Source organism: Streptomyces sp. NPDC058373 (genome assembly GCF_042723275.1).
GTDB lineage: Bacteria > Actinomycetota > Actinomycetes > Streptomycetales > Streptomycetaceae > Streptomyces.
In genome coordinates this window covers 49651-73980 of sequence record NZ_JBHXJE010000032.1, presented here as the reverse complement: position 1 = coordinate 73980, position 24330 = coordinate 49651, and the positions used below count along the sequence as shown (strand labels likewise).

At 72.8% G+C, this 24330-nt stretch carries 27 protein-coding genes and 1 pseudogene; 19 read left to right on the top strand and 9 right to left on the bottom strand.

Annotated features, from left to right (window positions below):
* Positions 1–190 precede the first annotated feature (190 nt).
* Together speB and ACFWMZ_RS19145 are read right to left on the bottom strand one after the other, a co-directional pair.
* Positions 191–1162, bottom strand: a complete 972-nt coding sequence (gene speB, locus ACFWMZ_RS19150; protein WP_383177151.1) for an agmatinase — start codon at positions 1160–1162, stop codon at positions 191–193.
* A gap of 106 nt (positions 1163–1268) precedes the next feature.
* Positions 1269–2792 carry a sodium:solute symporter gene (locus ACFWMZ_RS19145; RefSeq protein ID WP_383177149.1) on the bottom strand — a complete coding sequence of 508 codons (1524 nt, stop codon included), beginning with the start codon at positions 2790–2792 and terminating at the stop codon, positions 1269–1271.
* 255 nt (positions 2793–3047) lie between these two features.
* On the opposite strand from ACFWMZ_RS19145, the gene ACFWMZ_RS19140 reads away from it, so the two are divergent.
* Both ACFWMZ_RS19140 and ACFWMZ_RS19135 read left to right on the top strand, forming a co-directional pair.
* Positions 3048–4598, top strand: a complete 1551-nt coding sequence (locus tag ACFWMZ_RS19140; RefSeq protein WP_383202965.1) for a PucR family transcriptional regulator — start codon at positions 3048–3050, stop codon at positions 4596–4598.
* A gap of 103 nt (positions 4599–4701) precedes the next feature.
* Entirely contained in the window at positions 4702–5487 is a 786-nt protein-coding gene (locus ACFWMZ_RS19135) for a phosphatase (protein ID WP_383177143.1), read from the top strand.
* Positions 5488–5662: 175 nt separating this feature from the next.
* Here ACFWMZ_RS19135 and ACFWMZ_RS19130 read toward each other — a convergent pair.
* Positions 5663–6047: pseudogene (locus ACFWMZ_RS19130) on the bottom strand (ATP-binding protein).
* Positions 6048–6231: 184 nt separating this feature from the next.
* On the opposite strand from ACFWMZ_RS19130, the gene ACFWMZ_RS19125 reads away from it, so the two are divergent.
* Entirely contained in the window at positions 6232–6699 is a 468-nt protein-coding gene (locus ACFWMZ_RS19125) for a DUF5753 domain-containing protein (protein WP_383177137.1), read from the top strand.
* Positions 6696–6914, top strand: coding sequence for a DUF397 domain-containing protein (locus ACFWMZ_RS19120; protein WP_383177135.1), 219 nt, complete (start codon positions 6696–6698; stop codon positions 6912–6914). The genes ACFWMZ_RS19125 and ACFWMZ_RS19120 overlap by 4 nt, the downstream gene beginning before the upstream one ends.
* 66 nt (positions 6915–6980) lie before the next feature.
* Here ACFWMZ_RS19120 and ACFWMZ_RS19115 read toward each other — a convergent pair whose 3' ends face one another.
* The 4 genes from ACFWMZ_RS19115 to ACFWMZ_RS19100 form a co-directional block, all read right to left on the bottom strand.
* On the bottom strand, positions 6981–8030 hold the full coding sequence (locus ACFWMZ_RS19115) for a cation diffusion facilitator family transporter (RefSeq protein ID WP_383202962.1): 1050 nt from the start codon (positions 8028–8030) through the stop codon (positions 6981–6983).
* Between the two features lie 102 nt (positions 8031–8132).
* A complete protein-coding gene (locus ACFWMZ_RS19110) occupies positions 8133–9008 on the bottom strand; it encodes an acyl-CoA thioesterase (protein WP_383202959.1) in 876 nt (291 codons plus the stop codon).
* Between the two features lie 80 nt (positions 9009–9088).
* A complete protein-coding gene (locus ACFWMZ_RS19105; RefSeq protein ID WP_383177127.1) occupies positions 9089–10246 on the bottom strand; it encodes an acyl-CoA dehydrogenase family protein in 1158 nt (385 codons plus the stop codon).
* A gap of 261 nt (positions 10247–10507) precedes the next feature.
* The gene (locus tag ACFWMZ_RS19100; RefSeq protein ID WP_383177124.1) at positions 10508–11113 is read right to left on the bottom strand and encodes a TetR/AcrR family transcriptional regulator; all 606 of its coding nucleotides are present in this window, start codon (positions 11111–11113) and stop codon (positions 10508–10510) included.
* A 123-nt stretch (positions 11114–11236) separates the two neighbouring features.
* Between ACFWMZ_RS19100 and ACFWMZ_RS19095 the strand changes: the two genes are divergently transcribed.
* From ACFWMZ_RS19095 to ACFWMZ_RS19080, 4 genes are read left to right on the top strand one after another with little or no spacing between them, the layout of a single operon-like run.
* The gene (locus tag ACFWMZ_RS19095) at positions 11237–12868 is read left to right on the top strand and encodes a carboxyl transferase domain-containing protein (protein WP_383202956.1); all 1632 of its coding nucleotides are present in this window, start codon (positions 11237–11239) and stop codon (positions 12866–12868) included.
* Positions 12869–12924: 56 nt separating this feature from the next.
* Positions 12925–14952 (top strand): acetyl-CoA carboxylase biotin carboxylase subunit, encoded by a 2028-nt coding sequence (locus ACFWMZ_RS19090; RefSeq protein ID WP_383177118.1) that lies wholly within the window; start codon positions 12925–12927, stop codon positions 14950–14952.
* Positions 14949–15926: a hydroxymethylglutaryl-CoA lyase gene (locus tag ACFWMZ_RS19085; RefSeq protein WP_383202953.1), complete on the top strand. Its 978-nt coding sequence runs from the start codon at positions 14949–14951 to the stop codon at positions 15924–15926. Before ACFWMZ_RS19090 ends, ACFWMZ_RS19085 begins: the two co-directional genes overlap by 4 nt.
* 55 nt (positions 15927–15981) lie before the next feature.
* Positions 15982–17157 (top strand): acyl-CoA dehydrogenase family protein, encoded by a 1176-nt coding sequence (locus tag ACFWMZ_RS19080; protein ID WP_383202950.1) that lies wholly within the window; start codon positions 15982–15984, stop codon positions 17155–17157.
* A gap of 118 nt (positions 17158–17275) precedes the next feature.
* On the opposite strand, the gene ACFWMZ_RS19075 is transcribed toward ACFWMZ_RS19080, so the two are convergent.
* Together ACFWMZ_RS19075 and ACFWMZ_RS19070 are read right to left on the bottom strand one after the other, a co-directional pair.
* Positions 17276–18571: a tyrosine-type recombinase/integrase gene (locus ACFWMZ_RS19075; RefSeq protein WP_383202947.1), complete on the bottom strand. Its 1296-nt coding sequence runs from the start codon at positions 18569–18571 to the stop codon at positions 17276–17278.
* Positions 18572–18655: 84 nt separating this feature from the next.
* On the bottom strand, positions 18656–19117 hold the full coding sequence (locus ACFWMZ_RS19070) for a helix-turn-helix domain-containing protein (RefSeq protein WP_383202944.1): 462 nt from the start codon (positions 19115–19117) through the stop codon (positions 18656–18658).
* Positions 19118–19288: 171 nt separating this feature from the next.
* On the opposite strand from ACFWMZ_RS19070, the gene ACFWMZ_RS19065 reads away from it, so the two are divergent.
* The 11 genes from ACFWMZ_RS19065 to ACFWMZ_RS19015 all read left to right on the top strand — a co-directional run bounded on the left by ACFWMZ_RS19065 (position 19289) and on the right by ACFWMZ_RS19015 (position 24327).
* Positions 19289–19591 carry a helix-turn-helix domain-containing protein gene (locus tag ACFWMZ_RS19065; RefSeq protein ID WP_383202941.1) on the top strand — a complete coding sequence of 101 codons (303 nt, stop codon included), beginning with the start codon at positions 19289–19291 and terminating at the stop codon, positions 19589–19591.
* Positions 19542–19844: a hypothetical protein gene (locus ACFWMZ_RS19060; RefSeq protein WP_383202938.1), complete on the top strand. Its 303-nt coding sequence runs from the start codon at positions 19542–19544 to the stop codon at positions 19842–19844. The genes ACFWMZ_RS19065 and ACFWMZ_RS19060 overlap by 50 nt, the downstream gene beginning before the upstream one ends.
* A 90-nt stretch (positions 19845–19934) precedes the next feature.
* Positions 19935–20762: a hypothetical protein gene (locus ACFWMZ_RS19055; protein WP_383202936.1), complete on the top strand. Its 828-nt coding sequence runs from the start codon at positions 19935–19937 to the stop codon at positions 20760–20762.
* Positions 20759–20932 (top strand): hypothetical protein, encoded by a 174-nt coding sequence (locus ACFWMZ_RS19050; RefSeq protein ID WP_383202933.1) that lies wholly within the window; start codon positions 20759–20761, stop codon positions 20930–20932. The genes ACFWMZ_RS19055 and ACFWMZ_RS19050 overlap by 4 nt, the downstream gene beginning before the upstream one ends.
* Positions 20929–21225 (top strand): hypothetical protein, encoded by a 297-nt coding sequence (locus tag ACFWMZ_RS19045; RefSeq protein WP_383202930.1) that lies wholly within the window; start codon positions 20929–20931, stop codon positions 21223–21225. The genes ACFWMZ_RS19050 and ACFWMZ_RS19045 overlap by 4 nt, the downstream gene beginning before the upstream one ends.
* Complete coding sequence (locus tag ACFWMZ_RS19040) at positions 21225–21449, top strand: hypothetical protein (RefSeq protein WP_383202927.1); 225 nt, start codon at positions 21225–21227, stop codon at positions 21447–21449. The genes ACFWMZ_RS19045 and ACFWMZ_RS19040 overlap by 1 nt, the downstream gene beginning before the upstream one ends.
* Entirely contained in the window at positions 21442–21714 is a 273-nt protein-coding gene (locus tag ACFWMZ_RS19035) for a hypothetical protein (protein ID WP_383202924.1), read from the top strand. The genes ACFWMZ_RS19040 and ACFWMZ_RS19035 overlap by 8 nt, the downstream gene beginning before the upstream one ends.
* The gene (locus ACFWMZ_RS19030; RefSeq protein ID WP_383202921.1) at positions 21711–22433 is read left to right on the top strand and encodes a hypothetical protein; all 723 of its coding nucleotides are present in this window, start codon (positions 21711–21713) and stop codon (positions 22431–22433) included. The genes ACFWMZ_RS19035 and ACFWMZ_RS19030 overlap by 4 nt, the downstream gene beginning before the upstream one ends.
* A complete protein-coding gene (locus ACFWMZ_RS19025) occupies positions 22430–22837 on the top strand; it encodes a hypothetical protein (RefSeq protein ID WP_383202919.1) in 408 nt (135 codons plus the stop codon). Before ACFWMZ_RS19030 ends, ACFWMZ_RS19025 begins: the two co-directional genes overlap by 4 nt.
* A gap of 60 nt (positions 22838–22897) precedes the next feature.
* Positions 22898–23512, top strand: coding sequence for an exonuclease domain-containing protein (locus tag ACFWMZ_RS19020; protein WP_383202917.1), 615 nt, complete (start codon positions 22898–22900; stop codon positions 23510–23512).
* On the top strand, positions 23509–24327 hold the full coding sequence (locus tag ACFWMZ_RS19015; RefSeq protein WP_383202914.1) for a PD-(D/E)XK nuclease-like domain-containing protein: 819 nt from the start codon (positions 23509–23511) through the stop codon (positions 24325–24327). Before ACFWMZ_RS19020 ends, ACFWMZ_RS19015 begins: the two co-directional genes overlap by 4 nt.
* The last annotated feature ends 3 nt before the right edge of the window (positions 24328–24330 follow it).

Genomic DNA, 24330 nt, shown 5'->3' with positions numbered 1-24330 from the left:
TTGAGGCCACAGTTCAGCCCGGCCGGCGCTTGAGGCCACAGTTCAGCCCGGCCGGCGCTTGAGGCCACAGTTCAGCCCGGCCGGCGCTTGAGGCCACAGTTCAGCCCGGCCGGCGCTTGAGGCCGAACCAGCCCGGCCGGCGTTTGAGGCGAGTTCGCCTCTGCCTCGCCGGGGGCGAGCAGGTCGGCCGTCAGGCTGAGGTCTGGCGGGCCATGATGGTGGTGAGTTCGTAGGCCGTGTGGCTGGCGGCCACGGCGGTGATCTCGGCGTGGTCGTAGGCGGGGGCCACCTCGACCAGGTCGGCGGAGACGAGCCGGCAGGAGGCGAGCCCCCGGATGATCTCCAGGAGCTCACGGGAGGTGAGCCCCCCGGCCTCGGGCGTCCCGGTCCCGGGCGCGTGCGCGGGGTCGAGGACGTCGATGTCGACGGAGATGTAGAGCGGCCGGTCCCCGATCCGCTGCCGGAGCTGGTCGGTGACCTCGTCGACCCCGCGCCGCATCACGTCGGCGCTGGTTACGATCCCGAACCCGAGCTTCTCGTCGTCGTCCAGGTCCTGCTTGCCGTAGAGCGGCCCGCGGGTACCGACGTGGGACAGCGCCGAGGTGTCGAGGATGCCCTCCTCGACGGCCCGCCGGAACGGCGTCCCGTGCGTGTACTCGGCACCGAAGTACGTGTCCCAGGTGTCCAGGTGCGCGTCGAAGTGGAGCAGGGCCACCGGCCCGTGCACCTTGGCGACGGAGCGCAGCAGCGGCAGCGCGATGGTGTGGTCGCCGCCCAGCGTCATGAGCCGGGCCCCGGTGGCGAGGAGGTCGTCGGCGGCGGCCTCTACGGTCTCCACGGCCTCCTCGATGTGGAAGGGGTTGGCCGCGATGTCGCCCGCGTCGGCGACCTGGGCGAGGGCGAACGGGGAGGCGTCCTGCGCCGGGTTGTAGGGGCGCAGGAGCCGGGACGCCTCGCGGATGGCGTTGCCGCCGAACCGGGCGCCGGGCCGGTAGGAGACCCCGGTGTCGAAGGGGACGCCGACCACGGCGATGTCGGCGGAGCCCACCTCGTCCAGCCGCGGCAGCCGCGCGAAGGTGGCGGGCCCGGCGAAGCGCGGGATACGCGAGGAGTCGACGGGGCCGCGCGGCTCGGGGCGGGGCGCGGACGCGGGTGCGGTCATGGGTGCGGGTGTCCTTCCGTGAGCCCCGGATCGGGGCGGGGTACGGCCCCGGGGTGCGGGGCGGGTGCGGGTCGCCCGGGGTGCGGGCGGGTCAGGGGAGCGGGCGTCAGCGCCCTTCTCCGGGATGCGCCTCGGCGTGCGCCCCCGGGGCGGCGTCCGTGTCCTCGGCCGGCGGGCTCGCGCTCTCGGGCGCGCCCCGCCCGGCGAGCCGCTCGCGCCAGGCGGCCAGCACGGCGGGGTCGGTGGGCGGGGTGAGGAGGGAGACGACGACGTACGCGGCGAGGGAGGCGAGCAGGCCGTAGTAGATGGGCTGGTCGGCGAGGATGCCGAAGTGCCACATCAGGGCGAGGACGGTGAGGCCGCCCACCGCGACGGAGGTGAGCGCGCCCTGCACGGTGCCGCGCTTCCACAGCAGTCCGCCGAGGATGGGGATGAGGAGGCCGCCGACGAGGAGGTTGTAGGCGACGGTGAGCGCCTGGACCACGTCGTTGAGGGCGATCGCGATGACGATCACGGCGGCGCCCATGATCAGGATGAAGAGGCGGTTGCCGCGCACCTCGTCGTGGCCGCCGGAGGGGGTCGCGGGCTCGCCGCCCCGGGTGGCGGCGCGCAGCCGGGACCAGATGTCGTTGTTGGCGACGGTGGCGCAGGCGATGAGGGCGCCGGACGAGGTCGACATCACCGCGGCGAGCGCGGCGGCCAGCACCAGGCCCCGGACGCCGACGGGCAGTTCGTGGGTGACGATGGTGGCGAAGGCGTCGTCGGCGCTGGCCAGGTTCGGGTAGATGACCTTGGCCGCGGTGCCGATGACGGCGCCGGCTATCGCGTAGACCAGGCAGTACGTACCGGCGACGGTGCCGCCCCAGCGGGCCGTGCGGTCGTCGCGGGCGGTGAAGACGCGCTGCCAGATGTCCTGCCCGATCAGCATGCCGAAGGTGTAGATCAGCACGTAGGTGAAGATCGTCTCGCCGCCGATGCCCAGCGGCTCGAAGTAGCTGGTCGGCAGTGAGTCGCGGAGCGCGCCGAAGCCGCCGGCCTTGACCACGGCGATGGGCAGAAGCAGGAGCAGCACCCCGATCGTCTTGACGACGAACTGCACCATGTCGGTCAGCGTGATCGACCACATGCCGCCGAGCGTCGAGTACGCGACCACGATGCCGCCGCCCAGCACGATGGCGAGGGTGCGGGGCACATCGAGGAGGACGTCGAAGATGGTGGCGTAGGCGATGGTCGAGGTGACGGCGAGCATCAGCGTGTACGCCCACATCACCAGGCCGGTGATGAGCCCGGCCCGGCCGCCGTACCGCAGGTCGAGCATCTCGGAGACGGTGTAGACCTTCAGCCGGGAGATGCGCGCGGAGAAGAAGAGGGAGAGGGCGAGCAGGCCGAAGCCGATGGTGAGGACCATCCAGGCGCCGGAGAGCCCGTGCTTGTAGCCGAGGCCGACGCCGCCGATGGTGGAGGCGCCGCCGAGGACGATGGCGGCCATGGTGCCGGAGTAGAGGAACGGGCCGAGGCGCCGCCCGGCGACCAGGAAGTCGCTCTTGGAGCGGGCCCGGCGCATCCCCCACCAGCCCATGGCGAGCATGCCGGCCAGGTAGAGAAAGATGACCGCGTAGTCGACTGCCACGGGGGGCTCCGTTTCGTCCGGATGCGGAGGAGGGGGCGGGGCGCGCGGGACGGTGTCGCGCGCCGGTGCGGCGGGGGTGCCGGTCTTCCGCGTACGGCTCGCCGTTCCGTCCGCCGTGGACGGCGCGCGCTGTACGGCCGCCCGCCGCCGTCGGCGGGTGGCGGGCGTGGCTCGACCCTAGGTCGCCCCCGGGCCCGGCTGAAGTGTAGGTTTCATCCCTCTTCAGCCCTCCTGATGGATGGATCATCCACCGCCATGAGCTCCGCCCCCTCCCCCGTGCCGCCCGGCCCGCCGTCCGCCGCCCTCCCGCCGACCCCGCCGGTCCGCCTCTCGGCGCTGCTGGGCCGGGCCGATCTGGGCCTCGGGCTGCGCCAGGTGGGCGGCCCGCCGGTGGACGACGGGGACGGGGAGCGGCTGGTGCAGTGGGTGCACACCTCGGAGATGGAGGACCCGTACCCGTACCTGCTCGGCGGTGAGCTGCTGCTCAGCGCGGGGCTGCACCTGCCGGAGGCGGCGGGGGCGGGCGGCTACCTGGACGCGTACGTCGGCCGGATCGTCGCGGCGGGCGGCTCGGCGCTCGGATTCGGGGTGGCGCCGGTGCACGAGGCCGTGCCGCGCGGCCTGGTCGCGGCGTGCGACCGCTGGGGGCTGCCGCTGGTCGAGGTGCCGTCGTCGACGCCGTTCAGCGCGGTGGCGCGCGCGGTGTGGCGGCTGATGGCGGAGTCCCGGCACGCGGGGCTGCGCCGCGCGGCCGAGGCCCAGCGCGGCCTGGCGACGGCGGCCGCCGGGCCCGACCCGGTACGCGCCGTCCTGACCCGCCTCGCCGCCCTCCTCGACGGGTACGCGGTGCTGCTCGGCCCCGATGGCGAGATCCTCGTCCCCGGCGGCCGCGGCGCCCCGCCGGACCCGGCCCGAGCCCTCCTCGGCCAGCTCGCCGCCAAGCTCCGCCCCGGCCCGGCCACCCGGCCCGCCCCCACCTCGGCGACCGAGACGGCGGGCCGCGACCGCATCGCGGTGTACGCGCTGACCGGCACCGGCGGCCACGCGCTGGGCACGGTCTGCCCGGCGGGCACCGAGGGCGAACAGTCCCTCTCCCCGATCGCGGTCGTCCTCCTCTCCCTCCTCACCGCCGAACAGCCCGGCGCCTCCTGGGCGGGCCGCACCTCGGCCCTGGTCTCGCTGCTGCTCGGCGACGCCCCCGGCGAGGTCGCCGACGTCCTCGGCACGGGCCCGTGGACGGTGGTCCGGGCCCGCCGCGCCCCGCACGGCGGCCCCGTCGACGCCCTGGCCGCATCCGGGCTCGGCACGGCACTGGGCTCCACCCTGGTCGGCACGGGACCGGGCGACGACACGGTCCGCGTCCTGCTGCCCGGCGGCGCCGAACCCGCCCCGCAACGCGGCTGGACCCTGGGCACGGCCACCGCCGCCGGGGACCCGCCGGACCTGCCCGCCGCCGACGCCCGCGCGGCCCGCGCCCTGGCCCGTGCCCGCGCCACCCACCGCCCACTGGTCCGCGACCGGGCCGGGGACGGGCAGGGGCTGGCCGCGCTGGTCGACCCGGCCGACGCCGAGGCGTACGCCCGCGAGCTGCTGGCCCCGCTGGACGGCACCCCCGAACTCGCACAGACCCTCCGCGTCTGGCTCTCCCTGCACGGCAGCTGGGACCGGACCGCCACCGCACTGACCGTCCACCGCAACACCGTCCGGGGCCGCATCGCCCGCTGCGCCCGCCTGCTCGCCACCGACCTGGACGACGCGGACGTGCGGATGGAGCTGTGGTTCGCGCTGGGGCGGGGTGGGGAGTAGGAGGGCGCCGACCGCGCCCGGAACCCGCCCGACCGGCGGAAAAGGCGGCACCAACCGCCACGAGCCGCCCCCGGCGGCCGGAGCTGCGGGCACAATGGTCTCCATGTCGATACCCAGTCGCGCCACCCTCGTCGAGCATCTCGTCCGCGCCCGGATCGCCGGCGACGTCGCCACGCCCCGCGACAACAACCTCGACCACTACCGCAGGCTCGCCAACGGCGACCGCCACTACTGGCTGGGGCTGGAGCTCGGCGACCGCTGGGCCGACGAGCAGGACGTACTGGCCGTGATGGCCGAGCGGTGCGGCGTCAGCGACGACCCGGAGCACCGGCACGGCCAGGACACCATCGACCCGGAGCTGACCGTCGACGGCCTGGACCGCATGGCGGCCCGCCTGCGCAAGGCCGCCGAGGGCCGCGAACGCGTCCTCTTCGCCACCGGCCACCCCGGCGGCCTCCTCGACGTCCACCGCGCCACCGCCGCCGCCCTGCGCGCCGCGGGGTGCGACATCGTCGTCGTCCCCGGCGGGCTGCGCACCTCCGAGGGGATGGTCTTCCAGTTCGCCGACGTCGCGATGCTGGAGCGCGGCGCCACCCTCTGGCACACCCACTCCCCCGAGCCGATGACCGTCATCCTCGACGGCCTGGAGCGCGAGGGCCGCCCCCTGCCCGACCTGGTCGTCGCCGACCACGGCTGGGCCGGCTGTGCCGCCCAGCGCGGCCTCGACTCCCTCGGCTACGCCGACTGCAACGACCCCGCCCTCTTCATCGGCGAGGCCGAAGGCACCATGCACGTCACCGTCCCCTTGGACGACCACGTCCTGGACCCGCGCTTCTACGACCCGATGACGGCGTACCTGCTGGGGGCGGCGGGGTTGGAGGCGGCGTAGAGGTTCCCGGGGCACCCTCGCCTTTGCCGGGCCGGGGGCCGACGCGCGCGTGAAAGGGGAGAATCACCGCTGATCCCCCGCGATTCCCTGCCACGCGCCGGGGAGGTTGTTTCATGAGCGGACGCGGAGACGCTTGTCCCGCGATGGCCTACGAGGAGTTGGCCCCCACGGTCGACTACGTGAACCGGGTGGCCCAGGCCGCGGGCAAGTACACCGCCTTGCGGAACGGGAGGTCGCCCACGCCCCAGCTCTGCGGGCACAGGGCGTCGAGGAGGAACAGCCCGCGCCCGCGCTCCCGTTCATCCGACGGGCGCCTGCGCCTGGAGTGACGGCGCACGGGGTCGTGCACCTCTACGCGGGTGCGACCTTCGTTCGCGTCGAGCACGACCCGGAGGGAGTCTCCCGGCTCGGTGCCGTAGCGGATCGCGTTGGTGACCAGTTCGCAGGCGACGAGCGCGACGGTCTCGACGTGCTCCTCGGACGCCCCTGGAACGTGGCCCGCCAAGTATCGGCGTACGAACAGCCGGGCCGCGGGCGGACTGGGGTTCGCTGATGAGCAAGAGAATGGGTGGCGGACCGGGCGTGAACGCGCCGCCCCCTGAAACCGTTCGACTCCATGGATTGGTCACTGAGCCCCCTTCTGGGCATGCGCCAAGGAACGCACCACCGTCGTCACGCAGAGCATCAGCGCGTACCTGGTGCGTCACACCAGCGTGCCCCCAGTCCCGGGCCTGCTCCAGACCGGTGACTACGCACGCGAGTTCATTCGCACCATGGATCGCCGAAGGTGTCGAGGCGAAGGTCGACGCGCTGGTCGAGGTACGCCTCGCCCGCCAAGCCGTGCTCACACGGAAGAATCCGGTGGCTCTGTGGGCGATCATCGCGGAGGCTGCCCTCCGCGTGCGCATCAGGGATCAGGGCGTCATGCGGGAACAGCTCTCGCGCCTGTTGGCCCTGAGCCAGAGGCCGAACGCGAACGTCCAGACCATGCCGTCGGACGCCCCGCCCCACATCGGCCAGATGGGCTCGTACACCTTGCTCGGCTTCGATGACCTCGACGTAGTGCACACCGAAACGCTGACGTCAGCCGTGTACGTGGAAGACCGCAACCAGGTCTCGGCCTACCGCGACGGCTTCGGGCGACTACAGGCAAGCGCGTTGAGCGTTGAGGCATCCATGGACCGCATGACAGAGATAAGGGCTCAGCTATGAACCAGGCCGAGAACGCCGCCACCCTGCCGGTGGCCTGGTGGAAGTCCTCACGGAGCGAGGCGGGTGCGCAGTGCGTCGAATGCGCCGTCCTCGACCCCCACCACCGCATCGCCGCCCTCCGCGACAGCAAGGCCCCCACCGGGCCTGCCCTGCTCCTCCCCTACGACGCCCTGAACACCTTCGTCGCCGCGCTGAAGCATGGCGCCCTGAAGTAGCCGCACGCACGACACCACGGCTCGCCCATCCCACTGGAGGGCGGGCCGTGTCGTGGCGGGGCGTCCTCACTCGTCCCGGCCGTCCCCCCAAGGATCAAGCCCCTCCCGCCGCCGCTGCCCCGCCCCCGGCGTCGGGTCCAGATACACCCGCCTGATCTGCGGGAACCTCTCGCGGAGTCTCCGTTCGGCGCGCTCACAGGCCCACTCGATCTCCGCCGCCGTGGCCGTGTCGCGGAAGTCGATCTTGGCTGCGGCGAGGGCTTCGTCGGGGCCCTGCATGAGGGTGGTCAGTTCCAGGACGGAGTGGACCTGGTCGACGGCGAGGAGTTCGGCGTGGATGGCCTCGCGGACGGTGGCGGGGAGGGGGCGGCCGATGAGGAGTTCGACGTTGGAGCGGCCCAGGACCCAGGCGACGTAGACGAGGAGGAGGCCGATGAGGAGGGAGGCGACGCCGTCGAAGACCGGGGAACCGGTGAGGTGGGCGCCGGTGAGGCCGGCCGCGGCGAGGACCAGGCCGATCAGGGCGGCGGAGTCCTCCAGGACGACGGCCTTGACGGTGGTGTCGGGAGTGTGGCGCAGGTAGTGGCGGAGCGGGGTGCGGGCACGGTGGGCCTCGCCGCGCATCTGGCGCACGCCGGTGCGCAGGCTGAACCCCTCCAGGAGGAAGGCGATGCCGAGGACGACGTAGGAGAGGGTCGGGTTGCCCAGTTCCTCGCCGACGGCCAGGGTGTGGACGCCGTCGTAGATGGCGAAGACGGCGCCGCCGACGAAGGTGGCGACGGAGGCGAGCAGGGCCCAGACGTAGCGGGCGGCGGCGTAGCCGAGGGGGTGGGCCTCGTCGGCGGGGTGGGCGCTGCGGCGCAGGGCGGTGAGCAGGAGCAGCTCGGTGACGGTGTCGGCGACGGAGTGCGCGGCCTCGGAGAGCATCGCGCTGGAGCCGCTGATGATGCCCGCGGCCGCCTTGGCGACGGCGATGCCGAGGTTGGCGCCGGCGGCGACGAGGACGGTGAAGGTCGACTCGCCCCGGTCGGCGCCGGGTCCGCCGCCGGGGGCGGTGACCGGGGCGCCCGGTGCGCCGGTGCCGGGGTCGTCAGGTTCCGCTGAGGCTGCACCCATGGTCGGGGAGTATGCCCGATTCGTCCGGCGGGGCCGGGGAGGCGGGACCGGGGCCGCCGGCCTGGCAGGCGGGCGGCGTGCCCCGCGCACGGCGGAGCCCCGTCACCGCGGAACCCGCATGACCCCTTCCTGGATCACCGTCACCGCGAGCTGCCCGCCCCGGGTGTAGATGCGGCCCTGGCCGAGCCCGCGGCCGCCGGAGGCGGACGGGGAGTGCTGGTCGTAGAGGAGCCAGTCGTCGGCGCGCAGGGGGCGGTGGAACCACATGGCGTGGTCGAGGCTGGCGCCGGTGATGTCGCCGGTGGTCCAGCCGCCGCGGCCGTGGGCGAGGAGGACCGAGTCGAGCAGGGTCATGTCGGAGACGTACGTGGTGAGGCAGACGTGCGTCAGCGGGTCGACGTCGCCGAGCTTGCCGTTGGTGCGGAACCAGACCTGGGAGCGGGGTTCGCGCGGGGCGCCGCGGGTGGCGTACGGGGGCTCGTGGACGTAGCGCAGGTCGACGGCGGCGCGGGCCTCCAGGAGGCGCTCGGCTACGCCCTCGTCGGTGAAGGCGGCGGCGTACCGGGGGACCATCTCCTCGGCGGTCGCCAGGGTCTCCGGGTCCGGTGCGGGCGGCATCGGCTCCTGGTAGTCCAGGCCCTCCTCCCAGACCTGGAAGGAGGCGGAGAGGTGGAAGATCGGCTGGCCGTGCTGGACGGCGACGACCCGGCGGGTGGTGAAGGAGCGGCCGTCGCGGATCCGGTCGACGGTGTAGACGATCGGCGCGCCCGGGTCGCCCGGGCGCAGGAAGTACGCGTGGAGGGAGTGGGTGTGCCGGTCGTCCGGGACGGTCCGCCCGGCCGCCACCAGCGCCTGGGCGGCGACCTGGCCGCCGAAGACGCGGGGGATGACGGCCGAGCGGGACTGCCCGCGGAAGATGTCCTGCTCGACCCGCTCCAGGTCGAGCAGGACCAGCAGTCCGGCCAGTGCGTCGTTCACTTGTGGGTGGCTCCGCTTCCGGTCAGGTCCGACGGACCACGGGACTGCTGGACTGCTCGGCCGCTGAAGGGCTTCCGGTCTCAGAGACCCATGTTCTTGGCGATGATCATCTTCATGACCTCGCTGGTGCCGCCGTAGATGCGGTTGACCCGGTTGTCCGCGTACAGGCGGGCGATCGGGTACTCGTTCATGTAGCCGTAGCCGCCGTGGAGCTGGAGGCAGCGATCGATGACGCGGGAGGCGACCTCGGTGCAGAAGAGCTTGGCGGAGGCGGCCTCGGCGGCGCTCAGCTCACCGGCGTCGTGGGCCTCCAGGGCGCGGTCGCAGACGGCCTCGGCGGCGTCGACCTCGGCCTGGCAGGCGGCCAGCTCGAACTTGGTGTTCTGGAAGGAGGCGACGGTCTTGCCGAAGACCGTGCGGTCCTGGACGTACTCCTTGGCGAACCGGATCGCGGCGGCGGCCTGGGCGTAGGCGCCCACCGCGATGCCCAGCCGCTCCTGGGGGAGGTTCTGGCCGAGGTAGGAGAAGCCCTTGTTCTCCTCGCCGAGCAGGTCCTCGACGGGGACCTTGACGTCGGTGAAGGAGAGCTCGGCGGTGTCGGAGGTGCGCAGGCCCAGCTTGTCGAGCTTGCGGCCGACCGCGTACCCCTCGGACGTGGTGTCGACCACGAAGAGGGAGATGCCGAAGCGGCGGTCCTCGGGGGTCGGGGCGGCGGTGCGGGCGCAGACGATGACGCGGTCGGCGTGGACGCCGCCGGTGATGAAGGTCTTGGCGCCGTTGAGCACGTAGTGCGAGCCGTCGGCCGAGAGCTTGGCGGTGGTCTTCATGCCGGCCAGGTCGGAGCCGGTGCCGGGCTCGGTCATGGCGATGGCGTACATCGTGGTGCCGCTGACGAAGTCGGGCAGCCAGCGCTTCTTCTGGTCCTCGGTGGCGTACGCCTTGAGGTAGGGCAGGCAGAGCGCGACGTGGACGCCGGAGCCGCCGAAGGAGACACCGGCGCGGGCGCACTCCTCGGAGATGATCGCCTGGTACTTGAAGGACTCCTCGCCGGCGCCGCCGAACTCCTCGGGCACCTCGATGCCGAAGATGCCCAGCTCACCGAGCTTGTAGTAGAAGTCGCGGGGGGCCTGACCGGCGGCGAGCCACTCGTCGTAGACGGGGACGACCTCGGCCTCGATGAAGGCGCGGAGGGTCTCGCGGAACGCCTCGTGGTCCTCGTTGTACACCGTACGACGCATGTGATGCTCCTAGATCGGCTCGTGACCGGCCGCCTCGGGGGCTGCCGGCCCACTCTCGTCCGGGCCGCGTCTTTCGGTCCGGCCATGGGCGCGCAAGCGCGGCTCACCGGCGTACGACGCGCCGACGCCAGCTAAGCGCTTGCTCAGACGCAAGTTACCCGGCGGTTCCGGTGGCTGTCCAGGGCATGCGACGGCCGTCACGCGGGGCCCCGCGCCCGGTGCGCGTCACTCGCGCGGAGCCATGTCCGCACCCGGCGCGCGTCACCCCCGCGGAGGCACCCCCGCGCCGGCCGCGAAGGCGCCCCGGGCCAGCCGGTGGAGCAGCTCCGCCATCCCGGAGCGGCCCGGCAGGGCGCCGGGGCGGCCGAGGTGCGGGGTGGAGTTGAGCAGGCCGAACACCGCGTGGACGGTGGCCCGGGCGGCGGGCTCGCCGAACTCCGGATAGAGGCGGCGGACCGCCTCGACCCACAGCTCGACGTACTGCCGCTGGAGGCGGCGGACCCGCTTGCGGTCGGCGTCGCGCAGGCGGTCCAGCTCGCGGTCGTGGAGGGTGATCAGGGGGCGGTCGTCGAGGGCGAAGTCGATGTGGCCCGCGATGAGCGAGTCGAGGACGGCCTCCGGAGCGGCCCGGCCGGCCCCCTCGGCGCGCTGCCGGCCGCCTTCCAGGAGCTGTTCGGAGATGCCGACGAGCAGCTCGGCGAGCATCGCGTCCTTGCCCGCGAAGTGGCGGTAGAGGCCGGGCCCGCTGATACCGACGGCGGCCCCTATCTCGTCGACGCCGACCCCGTGGAAGCCGCGCTCGGCGAAGAGGCGGGCGGCCTCCTTCAGGATCTGCTCGCGGCGGGTGGGGGTGGCGGTGGGAGTCATGGAACTCATTCTAGACAGGGTCGTTAGCGGTCGTTAACCTGTCCGCAACGCGTTAACGGTCATTAACGCCGGAGCGGTCCCTCTCGGGAGGCCGCTCCGGTCACGGCAAGGGAGCCACAGGCCATGCGAGAGGCACCAGTGCTGGGCAGCGCCGCCGATCCGGCGTCCGACACCTGGCGGTCCAACGAAGAGGCGCACACCAAGCTCGCCGCACGGCTGCGCGAGAAGCTGGCCGAGGCCCGCCTCGGCGGCGGTGAGAAGTCCCGGGCCCGCCATGTGGCCCGCGGCAAGCTCCTCCCCCGCGACCGGGTCGACGCCCTGCTCGACGCGGGCTCGCCCTTCCTGGAGCTGGCCCCGCTGGCAGCCGACGGGATGTACGGCGGGGGCGCCCCGGCCGCCGGGGTGATCGCCGGGATCGGGCGGGTCTCGGGCCGGCTCTGCGTGATCGTGGCCAACGACGCCACGGTCAAGGGCGGCACGTACTACCCGATGACGGTCAAGAAGCACCTGCGCGCCCAGGAGGTGGCGCTGGAGAACAGGCTGCCCTGCCTCTACCTGGTCGACTCCGGCGGCGCCTTCCTGCCGATGCAGGACGAGGTCTTCCCCGACCGGGACCACTTCGGCCGCATCTTCTACAACCAGGCCCGCCTCTCGGGCTCGGGCGTCGCCCAGATCGCGGCCGTCCTCGGCTCCTGCACGGCCGGCGGCGCGTACGTCCCGGCGATGAGCGACGAGGCGGTCATCGTGCGCGGCCAGGGCACGATCTTCCTCGGCGGGCCGCCGCTGGTGAAGGCGGCCACCGGCGAGGTCGTCACCGCCGAGGAGCTGGGCGGCGGCGAGGTCCACTCGCGGACCTCCGGCGTCACCGACCACCTCGCCGAGGACGACGCGCACGCCCTGCGCATCGTCCGCAACATCGTCGCCACCCTGCCGCCCTCCCCCGAGCCCAGCTGGGAGCTGCTCCCCGTCGAGGAACCGGCCCTGGACCCGGCGGGCCTCTACGGCGCCGTCCCGGCCGACTCGCGCACGCCGTACGACGTGCGCGAGGTCATCGGACGGATCGTGGACGGCTCCCGCTTCGCCGAGTTCAAGCAGGAGTACGGGCAGACCCTGGTCACCGGCTTCGCGCGGATCCACGGCCACCCGGTCGGCATCGTCGCCAACAACGGCATCCTCTTCTCGGAGTCCGCCCAGAAGGGCGCGCACTTCATCGAGCTCTGCGACCAGCGCGGCATCCCGCTGCTCTTCCTCCAGAACATCTCCGGCTTCATGGTCGGCCGCGACTACGAGGCGGGCGGCATCGCCAAGCACGGCGCCAAGATGGTCACCGCCGTCGCCTGCGCCCGCGTCCCCAAGCTGACCGTCGTCATCGGCGGCTCGTACGGCGCGGGCAACTACTCGATGTGCGGCCGGGCCTACAGCCCCCGCTTCCTGTGGATGTGGCCCAACGCCAAGATCTCCGTGATGGGCGGCGAGCAGGCCGCCTCGGTCCTCGCCGCCGTCAAGCGCGACCAGATGGAGGCGCGCGGCGAGGAGTGGCCGGCCGAGGCCGAGGAGGAGTTCAAGGCGCCGGTGCGCGCCCAGTACGAGACGCAGGGCGACCCCTACTACGCCACCGCCCGCCTCTGGGACGACGGCGTCATCGACCCGCTCCAGACGCGCCGCGTCGTCGGCCTCGCCCTGACCGCCTGCGCCCAGGCACCGGTCCCCGCGCGGGACGGCGAGGCCCAGGGCTTCGGCGTCTTCCGGATGTGAGCGGCATGCCCACCGACCAGGCCGTACGCCACGCCGCACCAGGAGGAGCCAGAACCATGTTCGACACGGTGCTCGTCGCCAACCGGGGCGAGATCGCGGTACGCGTCATCCGCACTCTGCGGGAGCTGGGGGTCCGCTCGGTCGCGGTGTACAGCGACGCCGACGCCGACGCGCGGCACGTCCGGGAGGCCGACACCGCCGTACGCATCGGCCCGCCGGCCGCCGCCGAGAGCTACCTGCACATCCCCCGCCTGCTGGAGGCGGCCCGCCGCACCGGCGCCCAGGCGGTCCACCCGGGGTACGGCTTCCTCGCCGAGAACGCCGCTTTCGCGCGGGCCTGCGCCGAGGCCGGGCTCGCCTTCATCGGGCCGCCCGCCGACGCCATCGCGCTGATGGGCGACAAGATCCGCGCCAAGGAGACGGTGCGCGCGGCCGGGGTCCCGGTCGTCCCCGGCTCCTCCGGCAGCGGCCTGACCGACACCGAGCTGGCCGAGGCGGCCCGCGGGATCGGCATGCCGGTGCTGCTGAAGCCCTCGGCGGGCGGCGGCGGCAAGGGGATGCGGCTGGTCCGCGAGGAGGGCGCGCTGGCCGAGGAGATCGCCGCCGCCCGGCGCGAGGCCCGCGCCTCGTTCGGCGACGACACACTGCTGGTGGAGCGGTGGATCGACCGGCCCCGGCACATCGAGATCCAGGTGCTGGCCGACGGCCACGGGAACGTCGTCCACCTCGGCGAGCGGGAGTGCTCGCTCCAGCGCCGCCACCAGAAGATCGTCGAGGAGGCGCCGAGCGTCCTGCTGGACGAGGCGACCCGGGCCGCGATGGGCGAAGCCGCCGTGCAGGCCGCCCGCTCCTGCGGCTACACCGGCGCCGGGACGGTCGAGTTCATCGTCCCCGGCGACGACCCGGCCGGCTACTGCTTCATGGAGATGAACACCCGCCTCCAGGTGGAGCACCCCGTCACCGAGCTGATCACCGGGGTCGACCTGGTCGAGTGGCAGCTGCGGGTGGCGGCGGGCGAACCGCTCCCCTTCACCCAGGACGCCGTCACCCTCACCGGCCACGCCGTCGAGGCCCGCCTCTGCGCCGAGGACCCCGCCCGGGGCTTCCTCCCCTCGGGCGGCACCGTCCTCGCCCTCACCGAACCGGCAGGGCCGGGCGTGCGCACCGACTCCGGCCTCAGCGAGGGCACCGAGGTCACCAGCGTCTACGACCCGATGCTCGCCAAGGTCATCGCCTACGGCCCCGACCGCCCCACCGCCCTGCGCCGCCTGCGCGCGGCCCTCGCCGACACCGTCACCCTCGGCGTCCCCACCAACGCCGGGTTCCTGCGCCGCCTCCTGGCCCACCCGGCGGTCGTCGCGGGCGCCCTCGACACCGGCCTGGTCGAACGCGAGGCCGACGCCCTGGCCGACCCGGGCGTCCCGCCGGAGGTCTACGAGGCCGCGGCCGCCGTACGCCTGGCCGAGCTGGCCCCCGCCCCGGACGCGCGGGGCTGGAGCGATCCGTTCGCGGCCGCCGACGGCTGGCGGCTGGCGGGGCCGCCCGCCCCCGTCGTCCACCACCTGCGCGTCCCCGGCCAGGAGACGGTGGCATACACCGGCGAGGCGCCCGGCACCCACCGGGTCACCGCCGACACCGTCGCCGTCACCCTCGACGGAATCCGGCACACCTTCCGCCGGGCCGGGCAGTGGCTGGCCCGCGAGGGCGACGCCTGGCAGGTCACCGATGTCGACCCGGTCGCCGAGGCGCTGGCCGGTGCCGACCGGGCGGCCGGCGCGAAGGCGCTGACCGCGCCCATGCCGGGGACGGTGACGCTGGTCAAGGTCGCCGTCGGCGAGGAGGTCGAGGAGGGGCAGGGCCTGCTGGTGGTGGAGGCGATGAAGATGGAGCACGTCATCTGCGCCCCGCACGCCGGAACGGTCACCGAACTCGACGTCACCCCGGGGACGACGGTCGCCATGGACCAGGTCCTCGCCGTGGTGACTCCGCCGGAGGCGCCCGAGGCCCCGAACGGCGCCGCCCCCTCCGAAGCCGCCCTCGTACGGCAGGCTCCCGCCACCCCCGCCGAGGAGGCGCAGGCATGACCGACTCACCGACCCCCGCCACCGCGCCCGGCATCCCGGGCCTGCCCATGGTGGTCCGCGCCGACGGACTGCCCTCCCGGGTCCGGATCCACGAGGTCGGTCCGCGTGACGGGCTGCAGAACGAGAAGGCGGTCGTCCCGACCGAGGTGAAGGCGGAGTTCGTGCGGCGGCTGGCCGCCGCCGGGCTCACCACCGTCGAGGCGACCAGCTTCGTCCGCCCCGAGTGGGTGCCCCAGCTCGCCGACGCCGAACAGCTCTTCCCGATGCTGGACGGGCTCCGGGAGTCCGGCACCGACCTGCCCGTCCTGGTCCCCAACGCCCGGGGCCTGGACCGGGCACTGGTCCTCGGCGCCCGCCACGTCGCGGTCTTCGCCTCCGCCACCGAGACCTTCGCCCGCCGCAACCTCAACCGGACCGTGGACGAGTCCCTCGCCATGTTCGAGCCGGTGGTCACCCGCGCCAAGGCCGAGGGCCTGCGCGTGCGCGGCTACCTCTCGATGTGCTTCGGCGACCCGTGGGAGGGCCCCGTCCCCGAGGCCCAGGTGGTGCGTGTCGCCACCGCCCTGCACGCCATGGGCTGCGACGAGCTGTCGCTCGGCGACACCATCGGCGTCGCCACCCCGGGCCAGGTCGGCTCGCTGCTGCGCGCCCTGCACGCGGCGGGCGTCGGCCCCGGCGCGCTCGCCGTCCACTTCCACGACACGTACGGCCAGGCCCTCTCCAACACCCTCGCCGCGCTCCAGCACGGCGTCACCGTCGTGGACGCCTCCGCCGGGGGCCTCGGCGGCTGCCCGTACGCCAGGAGCGCCACCGGCAACCTCGCCACCGAGGACCTGGTGTGGATGCTGCACGGCCTCGGCATCGACACCGGCACCGACCTCGGCGCGCTCGTCGCCACCAGCGACTGGCTCGCCGGACGGCTGGGCCGCCCCAGCCCGTCCCGTACCGTCCGCGCCCTCTCCCACCAGGAGTAGCGCTCTCCCTGCACTGCCGCCGTACCCCGCCGCAGCCCACTAGGAGTCGTACCCGATGTCCCTGGACCACCGGCTCTCCGCCGAACACGAGGAACTCCGCCGTACCGTCGAGGCGTTCGCCCACGACGTCATCGCGCCGAAGATCGGCGACCTCTACGAGCGCCACGAGTTCCCCTACGAGATCGTCCGCGAGATGGGCCGCATGGGCCTCTTCGGCCTGCCCTTCCCCGAGGAGTACGGCGGCATGGGCGGCGACTACCTCGCCCTCGGCATCGCCCTGGAGGAGCTGGCCCGCGTCGACTCGTCGGTGGCCATCACCCTGGAGGCGGGCGTCTCGCTGGGGGCCATGCCGATCCACCTCTTCGGCACCGAGGAGCAGAAGCGCCAGTGGCTGCCGCGCCTGTGCTCCGGCGAGATCCTCGGCGCCTTCGGCCTCACCGAGCCCGGTGCCGGCTCGGACGCGGGCGGCACCCGCACCACCGCCCGCCTGGACGAGGCGGCGAACGAGTGGGTCATCAACGGCGGCAAGTGCTTCATCACCAACTCCGGCACCGACATCACCGGCCTGGTCACCGTCACCGCCGTCACCGGCCGCAAGCCCGACGGCTCCCCGCTGATCTCCGCGATCATCGTCCCGTCCGGCACGCCCGGCTTCACCGTGGCGGCGCAGTACTCCAAGGTCGGCTGGAACGCCTCCGACACCCGCGAGCTCTCCTTCGACGAGGTCCGCGTCCCGGCCGCCAACCTGCTGGGCGAACAGGGCCGGGGCTACGCCCAGTTCCTGCGCATCCTCGACGAGGGCCGCATCGCCATCGCCGCCCTCGGCACCGGCCTCGCCCAGGGCTGCGTCGACGAATCCGTGAAGTACGCCGCCGAACGCCACGCCTTCGGCAAGCCGATCGGCGCCAACCAGGCGATCCAGTTCAAGATCGCCGACATGGACACCCGCGCCTACACCGCCCGCCTCGCCTGGCGCGACGCGGCCAGCCGCCTGGTCGCGGGCGAGCCCTTCAAGAAGCAGGCCGCCGCCGCCAAGCTGTACTCCTCCACGGTCGCCGTCGACAACGCCCGCGACGCCACCCAGATCCACGGCGGCTACGGCTTCATGAACGAGTACCCGGTGGCCCGCATGTGGCGCGACTCCAAGATCCTGGAGATCGGCGAGGGCACCAGCGAGGTCCAGCGCATGCTCATCGCCCGGGAGCTGGGCGTGGGCGAGGGGCGGAAGTAGAAACTGCCTGCTCAGAAGCCTGCCACCTGAAGCGCGGAAGGCCCCCTCGGTTCTTCGAGGGGGCCTTCCGCGTCGTCGTGCACGGCCGCGAAGTGCGATGTGGGAGAGATTTGGGAGATCAACTTCCGGCTTTCGCCCTGTGCCTCACCTTGCGCTGCTGCGGCATCGTCGGTTCCAGCGAGGGGTACCGACCCAGCTCGCGCCGATCCACGACGACGCGCAGCGACTCCTCCCACAGTGTCTGCAATGAGGCGGCGATCTTCAACTCCATCGCCAACGTCACATGGGAGTAGATGCCTTCCACCCCTTGGAGAACATGCCCCATCCTCGCCTCCACAGCGACACGCGGATGGCCGGCCTCGTCGAGCCACACTTTCTGAGAGTGCCGCAGGCCGTGCGGCGTCAGCCCCTCGACACCCAGCACGGGACGTACCCCGACGCGCGCCTTCGCACCGCGGATGGCACCTCGCGGCGCCCTGCCGTCCACCATCGCCCGCCAGGTCTCCGAGTACCAGTCGCCGCCACGCAACAACCGACCGCCCTTCGGCGCGGTGAACACCCACTCGGACTTACGCGATGCCACCAGTTCGCCGAGCAGCTCGGCAAGGAACGGCGGCAGGATCAGCCCGCGCCCCGAGTCGTACTTGGGCTCGATCTCCGTGAACACGCCGTTCACGTATTGGCTTTGCTGCACTGCGTGCAACCGGGCGCCCATCCCTTTGTCGACCAGCTCAAGCTGATCGCGATGTACGCCGGCAAGCTCGCCGATGCGCAGCCCCGTGTATGCGGAGGCAAGGACGAGCACGTACTCGTTCAGTCCGCGCATAGCCAGGCCGTTGCGGGCGATCAGCAGGGCGTGGCGAGGGGTCGCGATGACTCGTTCGTCCTTCGGCTTCGGCTTGTGCCGGCCTCGCCGTCCGAGCTTCCTGGCAGCTACGGGGTTGTCCGGCCGCAGGCGCTCCACGACCGCGTCATCGAGCATCGTCCTCAGTACGGACACCACGGCATCCGCGTAGTTCTTGCTGAACTGAGCGCGGAGGCGTTTCTCCCAGGCCGCGCAACCTGCGGCCGACAGGTCACCGATCGCCACATCGCCCCACTCGGGCAGGATGCGGCTCTTCAGCCTGCCCCGGTACTCCCGTTCGCTGAGCGGCCCTACATCGATCGACTGGAGCCACAGCTCCGCCCACTCGGCGACCGTGATGCGGCCGTCGCGGGGGTTGATGAACGTCTTCCGGCGGACGTCGACTTCGAGGCCGTGGGCGTATGCCTCGGCGGCGCGCTCGGTGTAGAAGGGCTGGCCCGCCTCGTCGCGGGTGACCGATCCGTACTTGCCGTTCGGCAGCTTGTACCGGCCGCGGTACCGCCACTTCTTCGCGCGCTTGTCGTATCCGCGCTTCTCCCCATAGGCCACGCTGCCCCCAAGTACCCTCGAAGATTGGGTGAGGTAATCGTACCGACTGGGGGACGGATGGGTGAGGGGTCAAATTGACCCCTGCTAGTCCTGGAGGCGCCGCTGCTTGTCCGCCCAGGCCAGCAGGTCGCGCCTGATCTGCTCGGGCGTGGCGCCCTCCTCACCCTTGACGACCACGATCATCTTGGCGGAGGAGTCGGGCGTCAGGTCCAGGACGGTGGCGTCGAGGAGCTGGCCGTCCTCCAACTCCTGCTGGATGCGCAGCGGCAGAACTGTGGGCTGACCGGCTTGAGGCTTCTCGGGCTGCGGCTTCAGTGTGGGCTCGGCACCTTCGAGCACCTTCTCGCCGGAGCCGGTTTCCCAGCCGAGCGCGATCTCGATGCGGGGGAGTGAACTCGGCAGGCGCCGGCGCGCCTGCCCGGACTCCAGGTTCTGAACGGTCGACTCGCTCACGCCCGCGGCCTCGGCCAGGTCTACCTGCGTGAAGCCGATTTCCCGGCGCCGGCCCTCGATGGCGGAGGCGAGTCGCGTCCAGTCCCTAGTCATGGTCCCTCATCATGCCGCACGACCTGACAACGCGCACCCACCCATACCCGCTTTTGACCAGTATCGATCGGTGCTGGGGGCGCACTTTCTGTTGCCTCGGCGTATTCGGCATATGCACGTCACTCCCCCCCTCGGCGCCCGCACCCAGCAAACCGGCGCGACACCCAACCAATGCGGGTCCCTGGCTTGCCAACACCCAACAAAGGGTCTACGTTGGGTGTTGTGACACCGAACGGAGCTGCAATCAGGGTCATCCGGGAACTGCGCGGACTGAGCCTGCGGCGGCTCGCGCACCTCATCGGCCGCGACCCCGGCTACCTCTCCCACGTGGAGACCGGACGCCAGGGGGCGGGAGACGAAACCCTCCGCCGCATAGCCGGTGAGCTGCGCATCCCACTCGACGCCATCACCAGGGAGAAGACCAGTGATCAGCACGCAGGAGGGGATGACGGCGACGCTCCTGGCGCTCGTTGAGCGCCTCACCGTCGCCATCGACGGCCTCGCCGCGCACCAGGGGGACCCGGAGCTGAAGGCCTATACCCCCGCCGAGGCGGCCGGCCTGCTTGGCAAGACCGAAAACTGGGTGACCGAGGCCATCCAGGCCGAGCAGATCCCCCACACCCGCATCGGCAAGAGCCCGCGCATGACCGCGGCACACATCCGGTGGGTGCTTCAGGAAGGCGAGCGCCTCCCGAACAAGTACAGCAAGCTCCGCGCCGCCGCCTAGAACGCGGCCGGCCCCCGCGCCGGGCTCTCACACACCGGCAGCAGGGGCCTCGCAGCACCCCTCCGTCACTCCGAAGAGAAAGGGCACCGCGTGTCCTCCATCATGCCCGACCCTCCCGCCGCCATCGCGTTCAGTGAACGCGAGCAGGTCCGCCACCGCGCTGAGCGGTACGTCTATGTAATCGAGTTCAGCAGCGGCATCGTCAAGGTTGGCCAGTCCGGCAGGCCCCAGGCCCGCGTTCGCGAGCACGAGAAGGCGGCCGCAATGCACGGCCACACAATTCTCCGCCGCTGGGTCTCCGCACCGCACACCGGATGCGATGCAAACGAAAAGCTGCTCATCGCCTTCGCCGCAGAGCGCTGGCCTGCCTCGTCAGGGCGTGAGGCGTTCACCGACGCGCACTACGACGAAATCGTCGAGTTCGCGGCGGGCCTCCAGTACGAGCGGCTGAGCGAGGCGGAACTCGACGCCCGGCTCGCTCACGCTGCCTCTGTCGGCGTCGCCTGGGAGAAGGCCGCGAAGCACCGGCGGACGAACTGGGCAGAGGCTGCACAGCACCGCCAGGATGCCCTCGGAATGGAGGAGCTGACCGAGCAGGTCAAGCTCATCGCCTCCCTCGCCAACGACGAGAACCGTTGGGCCGCCTGCGACGCCATGTACGACGCCTTGAAGAAGGTCGTCGCGTTGGATGGCGCGCCCTGGGCTGCGGAGGACCCGACTGCCGCCGAGCGGTACCTGGTCGCCCGAGGCTGCCCCTTGGGGCGCGCAACGGAGAAGGCGGCCGAGTTCGAGCTGAACTTCCGCGCCCTCTTCGCTCTTGAGTACGGCCGCGAGGCCCACTCCTTCGAGGAGATCGCCCGGTTCTGCGACAGGACCACCAGCGACCCCACCCAGCTGGACCTCGGCGGTGCGGCGTGACGACGAACCTGACCACCCTCGCCGCCGACCTGGACGCCGCCGCGGCCCGCATGCGCCGCCTGTACGAAGGCGCGCTCGCCGAGCAGCGGCACCTCCTCCACGACACCGACCCCGACAGCACCGTCCCCGCCCTCCGCGTGGACCTCACCCACCCGCGGAGGACCGCGTGAGCACGTACCGCACCTACTGGACCCCCGAGGGCCACATCGAGATGTGGGGCGCCACGGACGGCACCCTCAGCCTCTACCCGGGCAGCATCGCCAGCGACCAGATCACCATCGCCCGCCCGACGGACATGACGCCCGAGCAGATGCTCGCGGTCGCCGACCGGGTCCTGGCCGGCGTGCAGCGGTGGCGGGACACCGTCGCCGAGCACGTCGAGCGGGAGCGCACCACGGCCGACGAGCTGGCCGAGGCCCGCGCGGAGATCGAGCGGCTGCGCGCCGAGCAGGGCGGTGCCTGATGACCGTCTGCCTGATCAAGTCCCGCCACGAGGACATCGTGCAGGCCGTGGTCGCCGCGGTGGACCTGGAGTGGCACGAGGCGCTCGGCCCGGAGTCCGGCTGGTCGCCGCAGGTGTGCGCCGCCTACGCGGACAGCATCGCCCGGGCCGCCGCCCGCGCCGCCGAACTGGCCGAGGTCCCGGCCGAGTTCCGGGCGCTCCTCCAGGGAGGCACCGATGCGTAGCCCGTGGTCGCTCGCCGAGGAGCGCGCCGAGCAGTCCGAGGACCCGGCCCGCTACCTGCTGGCGTTCAACGCCGGCTGGCAGGTGGCCCTGTCGCCCGACATCGACGCCGAGGCCCACCGCCTCCTCACCAACGACGCCGTGTCCGAAGCCGGATGGGTCGAGGGCGTCACCGCCCGCCGCGCCCACCGCGCCTGCGGACACCCCACCACCTGCTCCTGCGACGCCTACCGCGTCCGCCGAACCGCCACCAGGGGGAACCGATGAACGAGCCGCACGTCCGAGTCCGCCAGGACTCTTTCGACTTCGCCCACCCCTGCGAGAAGCAGGTCCAGGTATTCGCCCGCGTTCCCGGCCTGGAGCCGGTCAGCTACCTACTGCCGACCGGCATGTGGGAGCGGGTGTGCACCGCCGAGTGGGGCGACGCGCTCGACGTCGCCCACGAGTACCACGCGGCCAACGTGTGGGGAGACACGGCGCGCGAGGCGAAGGATGCCCTGCGCACGTGGCTGGCGAGCGCCGAGAACCGCCTGCTCCTGACCGACGCGTGGACAGCCGACCTCATCAAGCGCGACCCGGCCGTCCGCTCGGTGGTCACTCGGCTCACCGACAAGCAGGACGAGCTGTGCCGCACGGTCGAGTACTTCTACACCCAGTCCCGGCGGCGCCGGGAAGAACGGGACCGGGCCCGGCGGTGGGCCGTCGGCCTGGAGCAGGAGAACGCCGAGCTGACCCGGCGCCTGGCCGAGGCCCGTGCCGAGGCGCTGCGGGTGGCGACCGCGATCAACGGGATCGACTTCCACCCCCGGGCCGTCGTGCGGTCCCTGGAAGCCGCCGCTGGCCTCGCCCGGCGCCTCCGCCGCTTGGCCGCCCCCGCCGACGTCGAGCCGTGCGACGACTGCCCCGGCCGTCCCGACTGCCGCTGCGCCGACGGCCATACCGACCCCACCACCTGCACCTGCGGAACCCCGGGAGGGGACTCGTGAACCCGATACGCACCCGCACCCGAGGCCGTCACCGCGGCGCCACGCCGGCCGAACTCCGGGCCGCCCACGCCGAGGACGTCCGCATCATCGACGCCCTGCGCGGCACGGTCGCCGACCTGATGACCCAGCTCGACCAGGCGGGCATCGACTTCTCCGGCGCGCTGGAGGACCTGCGCGTCGCCCGGGCCGAACTCGCCCAGGCGGAGCAGGCCGTGACGGACCGGGACCGGCGCATCGCCGACCTCGAACGCCGCATCGAGGTGGGTGTCCGCGCCGCGCACGTCATCGCCGACACCCAGCCCTGCCAGGTCCTCGACGACCGCTTCGAGCACGGGCCCGTCCGCCGCCTCGGCGCCAGCCCCCTCGCCGACACCGTCGAGATCCCCCGGCCCGACGCCGCCTGATCGCCCGGCGGGGCGGTGACACCCCCGCCCCGCCGGCGCCCCACCTTCTTGGAGAACCACATGAGCACGAAGCTCGCCTTCGTCGACACCGAGACCACCGGACTCGACCCGTTCCTGCACGAGGTGTGGGAGGTCGCCGTCATCCTCCGCGAGGACGGCCACGACACCGAGCACACCTTCCGCCTCCTCCCCGCCTGCTTCGCCGACGCTGACCCCAAGGCGCTCGAGATCAACCGGTACATGGAGCGGGTCACCGCCCCCGGCTGGAAGTGGGACGACCGGCAGGCCGCCGCCCGCCAGCTGTACCGCCTCCTCGATGGCGCCATCGTGATCGGCTCCAACCCGGCCTTCGACGCGGAGTTTCTCGCCAACTTCTTCGGCGGCTACTTCGAGAAGCCGAAGCCGTGGCACTACCGCACCATCGACGTCGCAACCCTCGCTGCTGGCCGGCAGTACGGCCTGGCCGTGACGCTCAGCGGCGTCGGCGGGGAGTTGCGGGACGGTGACCTCCCGGCGCTGCCCTTCTCCTCCTACGGACTGTCTCGCTGGGCGGGTGTCGAGCCGCCCGCGCCGGACGTGGGGCACACCGCGCTCGGTGACGCCCGCTGGACCCGCGACCTGTGGGACGCCCTCGTCCCCGCCGCCCAGCCGACGGCCGGGCAGGGGCAGCAGTGACCGGCGTGACGCCGGGCGCCTACGACATCCCGGCCGACGTCTACCACGCCGACCCGGTGCCCGGCGGCAGCCTCTCCTCGACCGGCGTGCGGCGCCTCGCGACCAAGAGCCCGGCCACGTTCCGCTGGCACCTCGACAACCCACAGCCGTACAAGGCCGCCTTCGACTTCGGCACCGCCGCGCACAAGCTGGTCCTCGACGACGGGCCCGAGCTGGTCGTCGTTGACGCGGACCGCTGGGACACCAAGAGCGTGAAGGCCGAGGTCGCCGCGATCCGCGCCGAGGGCAAGCTGCCGCTGAAGCAGGCCGCCTTCGACCAGGTGCAGGCCATGGCCGCCGCCCTCCGCGAGGACCCGGAAGCCGCCGAGCTGCTGGAGCCCGGCAGCGGCACCGCCGAACTGTCGCTGTTCTGGGAGGTCGAGGACGGCGTGTGGGGCCGGGCCCGCTACGACTGGCTCCGCCACGACGGCCGCGGCGTCGACTACAAGTCCACCCGGTCCGCGCACCCCAACGACCTGCCGAAGGCCGTGCACGACTACGGCTACCACCAGCAGCAGGAGTGGTACACGGACGGCGGCCTCGCCCTCGACCTCGTCGACCCCGAGCGCCCCTTCTCCTTCGTCTTCCAGGAGAAGGAGCCGCCCTACCTGGTCACCGTCACGACGCTCGACCCGGTCGCCCGGCACGTCGGCCGCCACCTCAACCAGGTCGGCGTCAACGCCTACCGCTGGTGCCTCGCCCACGGCGAATGGCCCGGCTACCTCCCCACCCCCGTCACCTCGCTCCCCGCCTGGGTCGAGCGCCAGTACGCCTAGGAG

Excerpts from the sequence above, each read along its gene's own strand:
- ACFWMZ_RS19095 (WP_383202956.1), top strand. The coding sequence starts at position 11,237 with ATGCGAGAGGCACCAGTGCTGGGCAGCGCCGCCGATCCGGCGTCCGAC.
- ACFWMZ_RS19085 (WP_383202953.1), top strand. The coding sequence starts at position 14,949 with ATGACCGACTCACCGACCCCCGCCACCGCGCCCGGCATCCCGGGCCTG.
- ACFWMZ_RS19020 (WP_383202917.1), top strand. The coding sequence starts at position 22,898 with ATGAGCACGAAGCTCGCCTTCGTCGACACCGAGACCACCGGACTCGAC.
- ACFWMZ_RS19105 (WP_383177127.1), bottom strand. The coding sequence starts at position 10,246 with ATGCGTCGTACGGTGTACAACGAGGACCACGAGGCGTTCCGCGAGACC.
- speB (WP_383177151.1), bottom strand. The coding sequence starts at position 1,162 with ATGACCGCACCCGCGTCCGCGCCCCGCCCCGAGCCGCGCGGCCCCGTC.
- ACFWMZ_RS19115 (WP_383202962.1), bottom strand. The coding sequence starts at position 8,030 with ATGGGTGCAGCCTCAGCGGAACCTGACGACCCCGGCACCGGCGCACCG.
- ACFWMZ_RS19120 (WP_383177135.1), top strand. The coding sequence starts at position 6,696 with ATGAACCAGGCCGAGAACGCCGCCACCCTGCCGGTGGCCTGGTGGAAG.
- ACFWMZ_RS19100 (WP_383177124.1), bottom strand. The coding sequence starts at position 11,113 with ATGACTCCCACCGCCACCCCCACCCGCCGCGAGCAGATCCTGAAGGAG.
- ACFWMZ_RS19070 (WP_383202944.1), bottom strand. The coding sequence starts at position 19,117 with ATGACTAGGGACTGGACGCGACTCGCCTCCGCCATCGAGGGCCGGCGC.
- ACFWMZ_RS19090 (WP_383177118.1), top strand. The coding sequence starts at position 12,925 with ATGTTCGACACGGTGCTCGTCGCCAACCGGGGCGAGATCGCGGTACGC.
- ACFWMZ_RS19135 (WP_383177143.1), top strand. The coding sequence starts at position 4,702 with ATGTCGATACCCAGTCGCGCCACCCTCGTCGAGCATCTCGTCCGCGCC.
- ACFWMZ_RS19080 (WP_383202950.1), top strand. The coding sequence starts at position 15,982 with ATGTCCCTGGACCACCGGCTCTCCGCCGAACACGAGGAACTCCGCCGT.
- ACFWMZ_RS19030 (WP_383202921.1), top strand. The coding sequence starts at position 21,711 with ATGAACGAGCCGCACGTCCGAGTCCGCCAGGACTCTTTCGACTTCGCC.
- ACFWMZ_RS19140 (WP_383202965.1), top strand. The coding sequence starts at position 3,048 with ATGAGCTCCGCCCCCTCCCCCGTGCCGCCCGGCCCGCCGTCCGCCGCC.
- ACFWMZ_RS19065 (WP_383202941.1), top strand. The coding sequence starts at position 19,289 with ATGCGGGTCCCTGGCTTGCCAACACCCAACAAAGGGTCTACGTTGGGT.
- ACFWMZ_RS19040 (WP_383202927.1), top strand. The coding sequence starts at position 21,225 with ATGACCGTCTGCCTGATCAAGTCCCGCCACGAGGACATCGTGCAGGCC.
- ACFWMZ_RS19035 (WP_383202924.1), top strand. The coding sequence starts at position 21,442 with ATGCGTAGCCCGTGGTCGCTCGCCGAGGAGCGCGCCGAGCAGTCCGAG.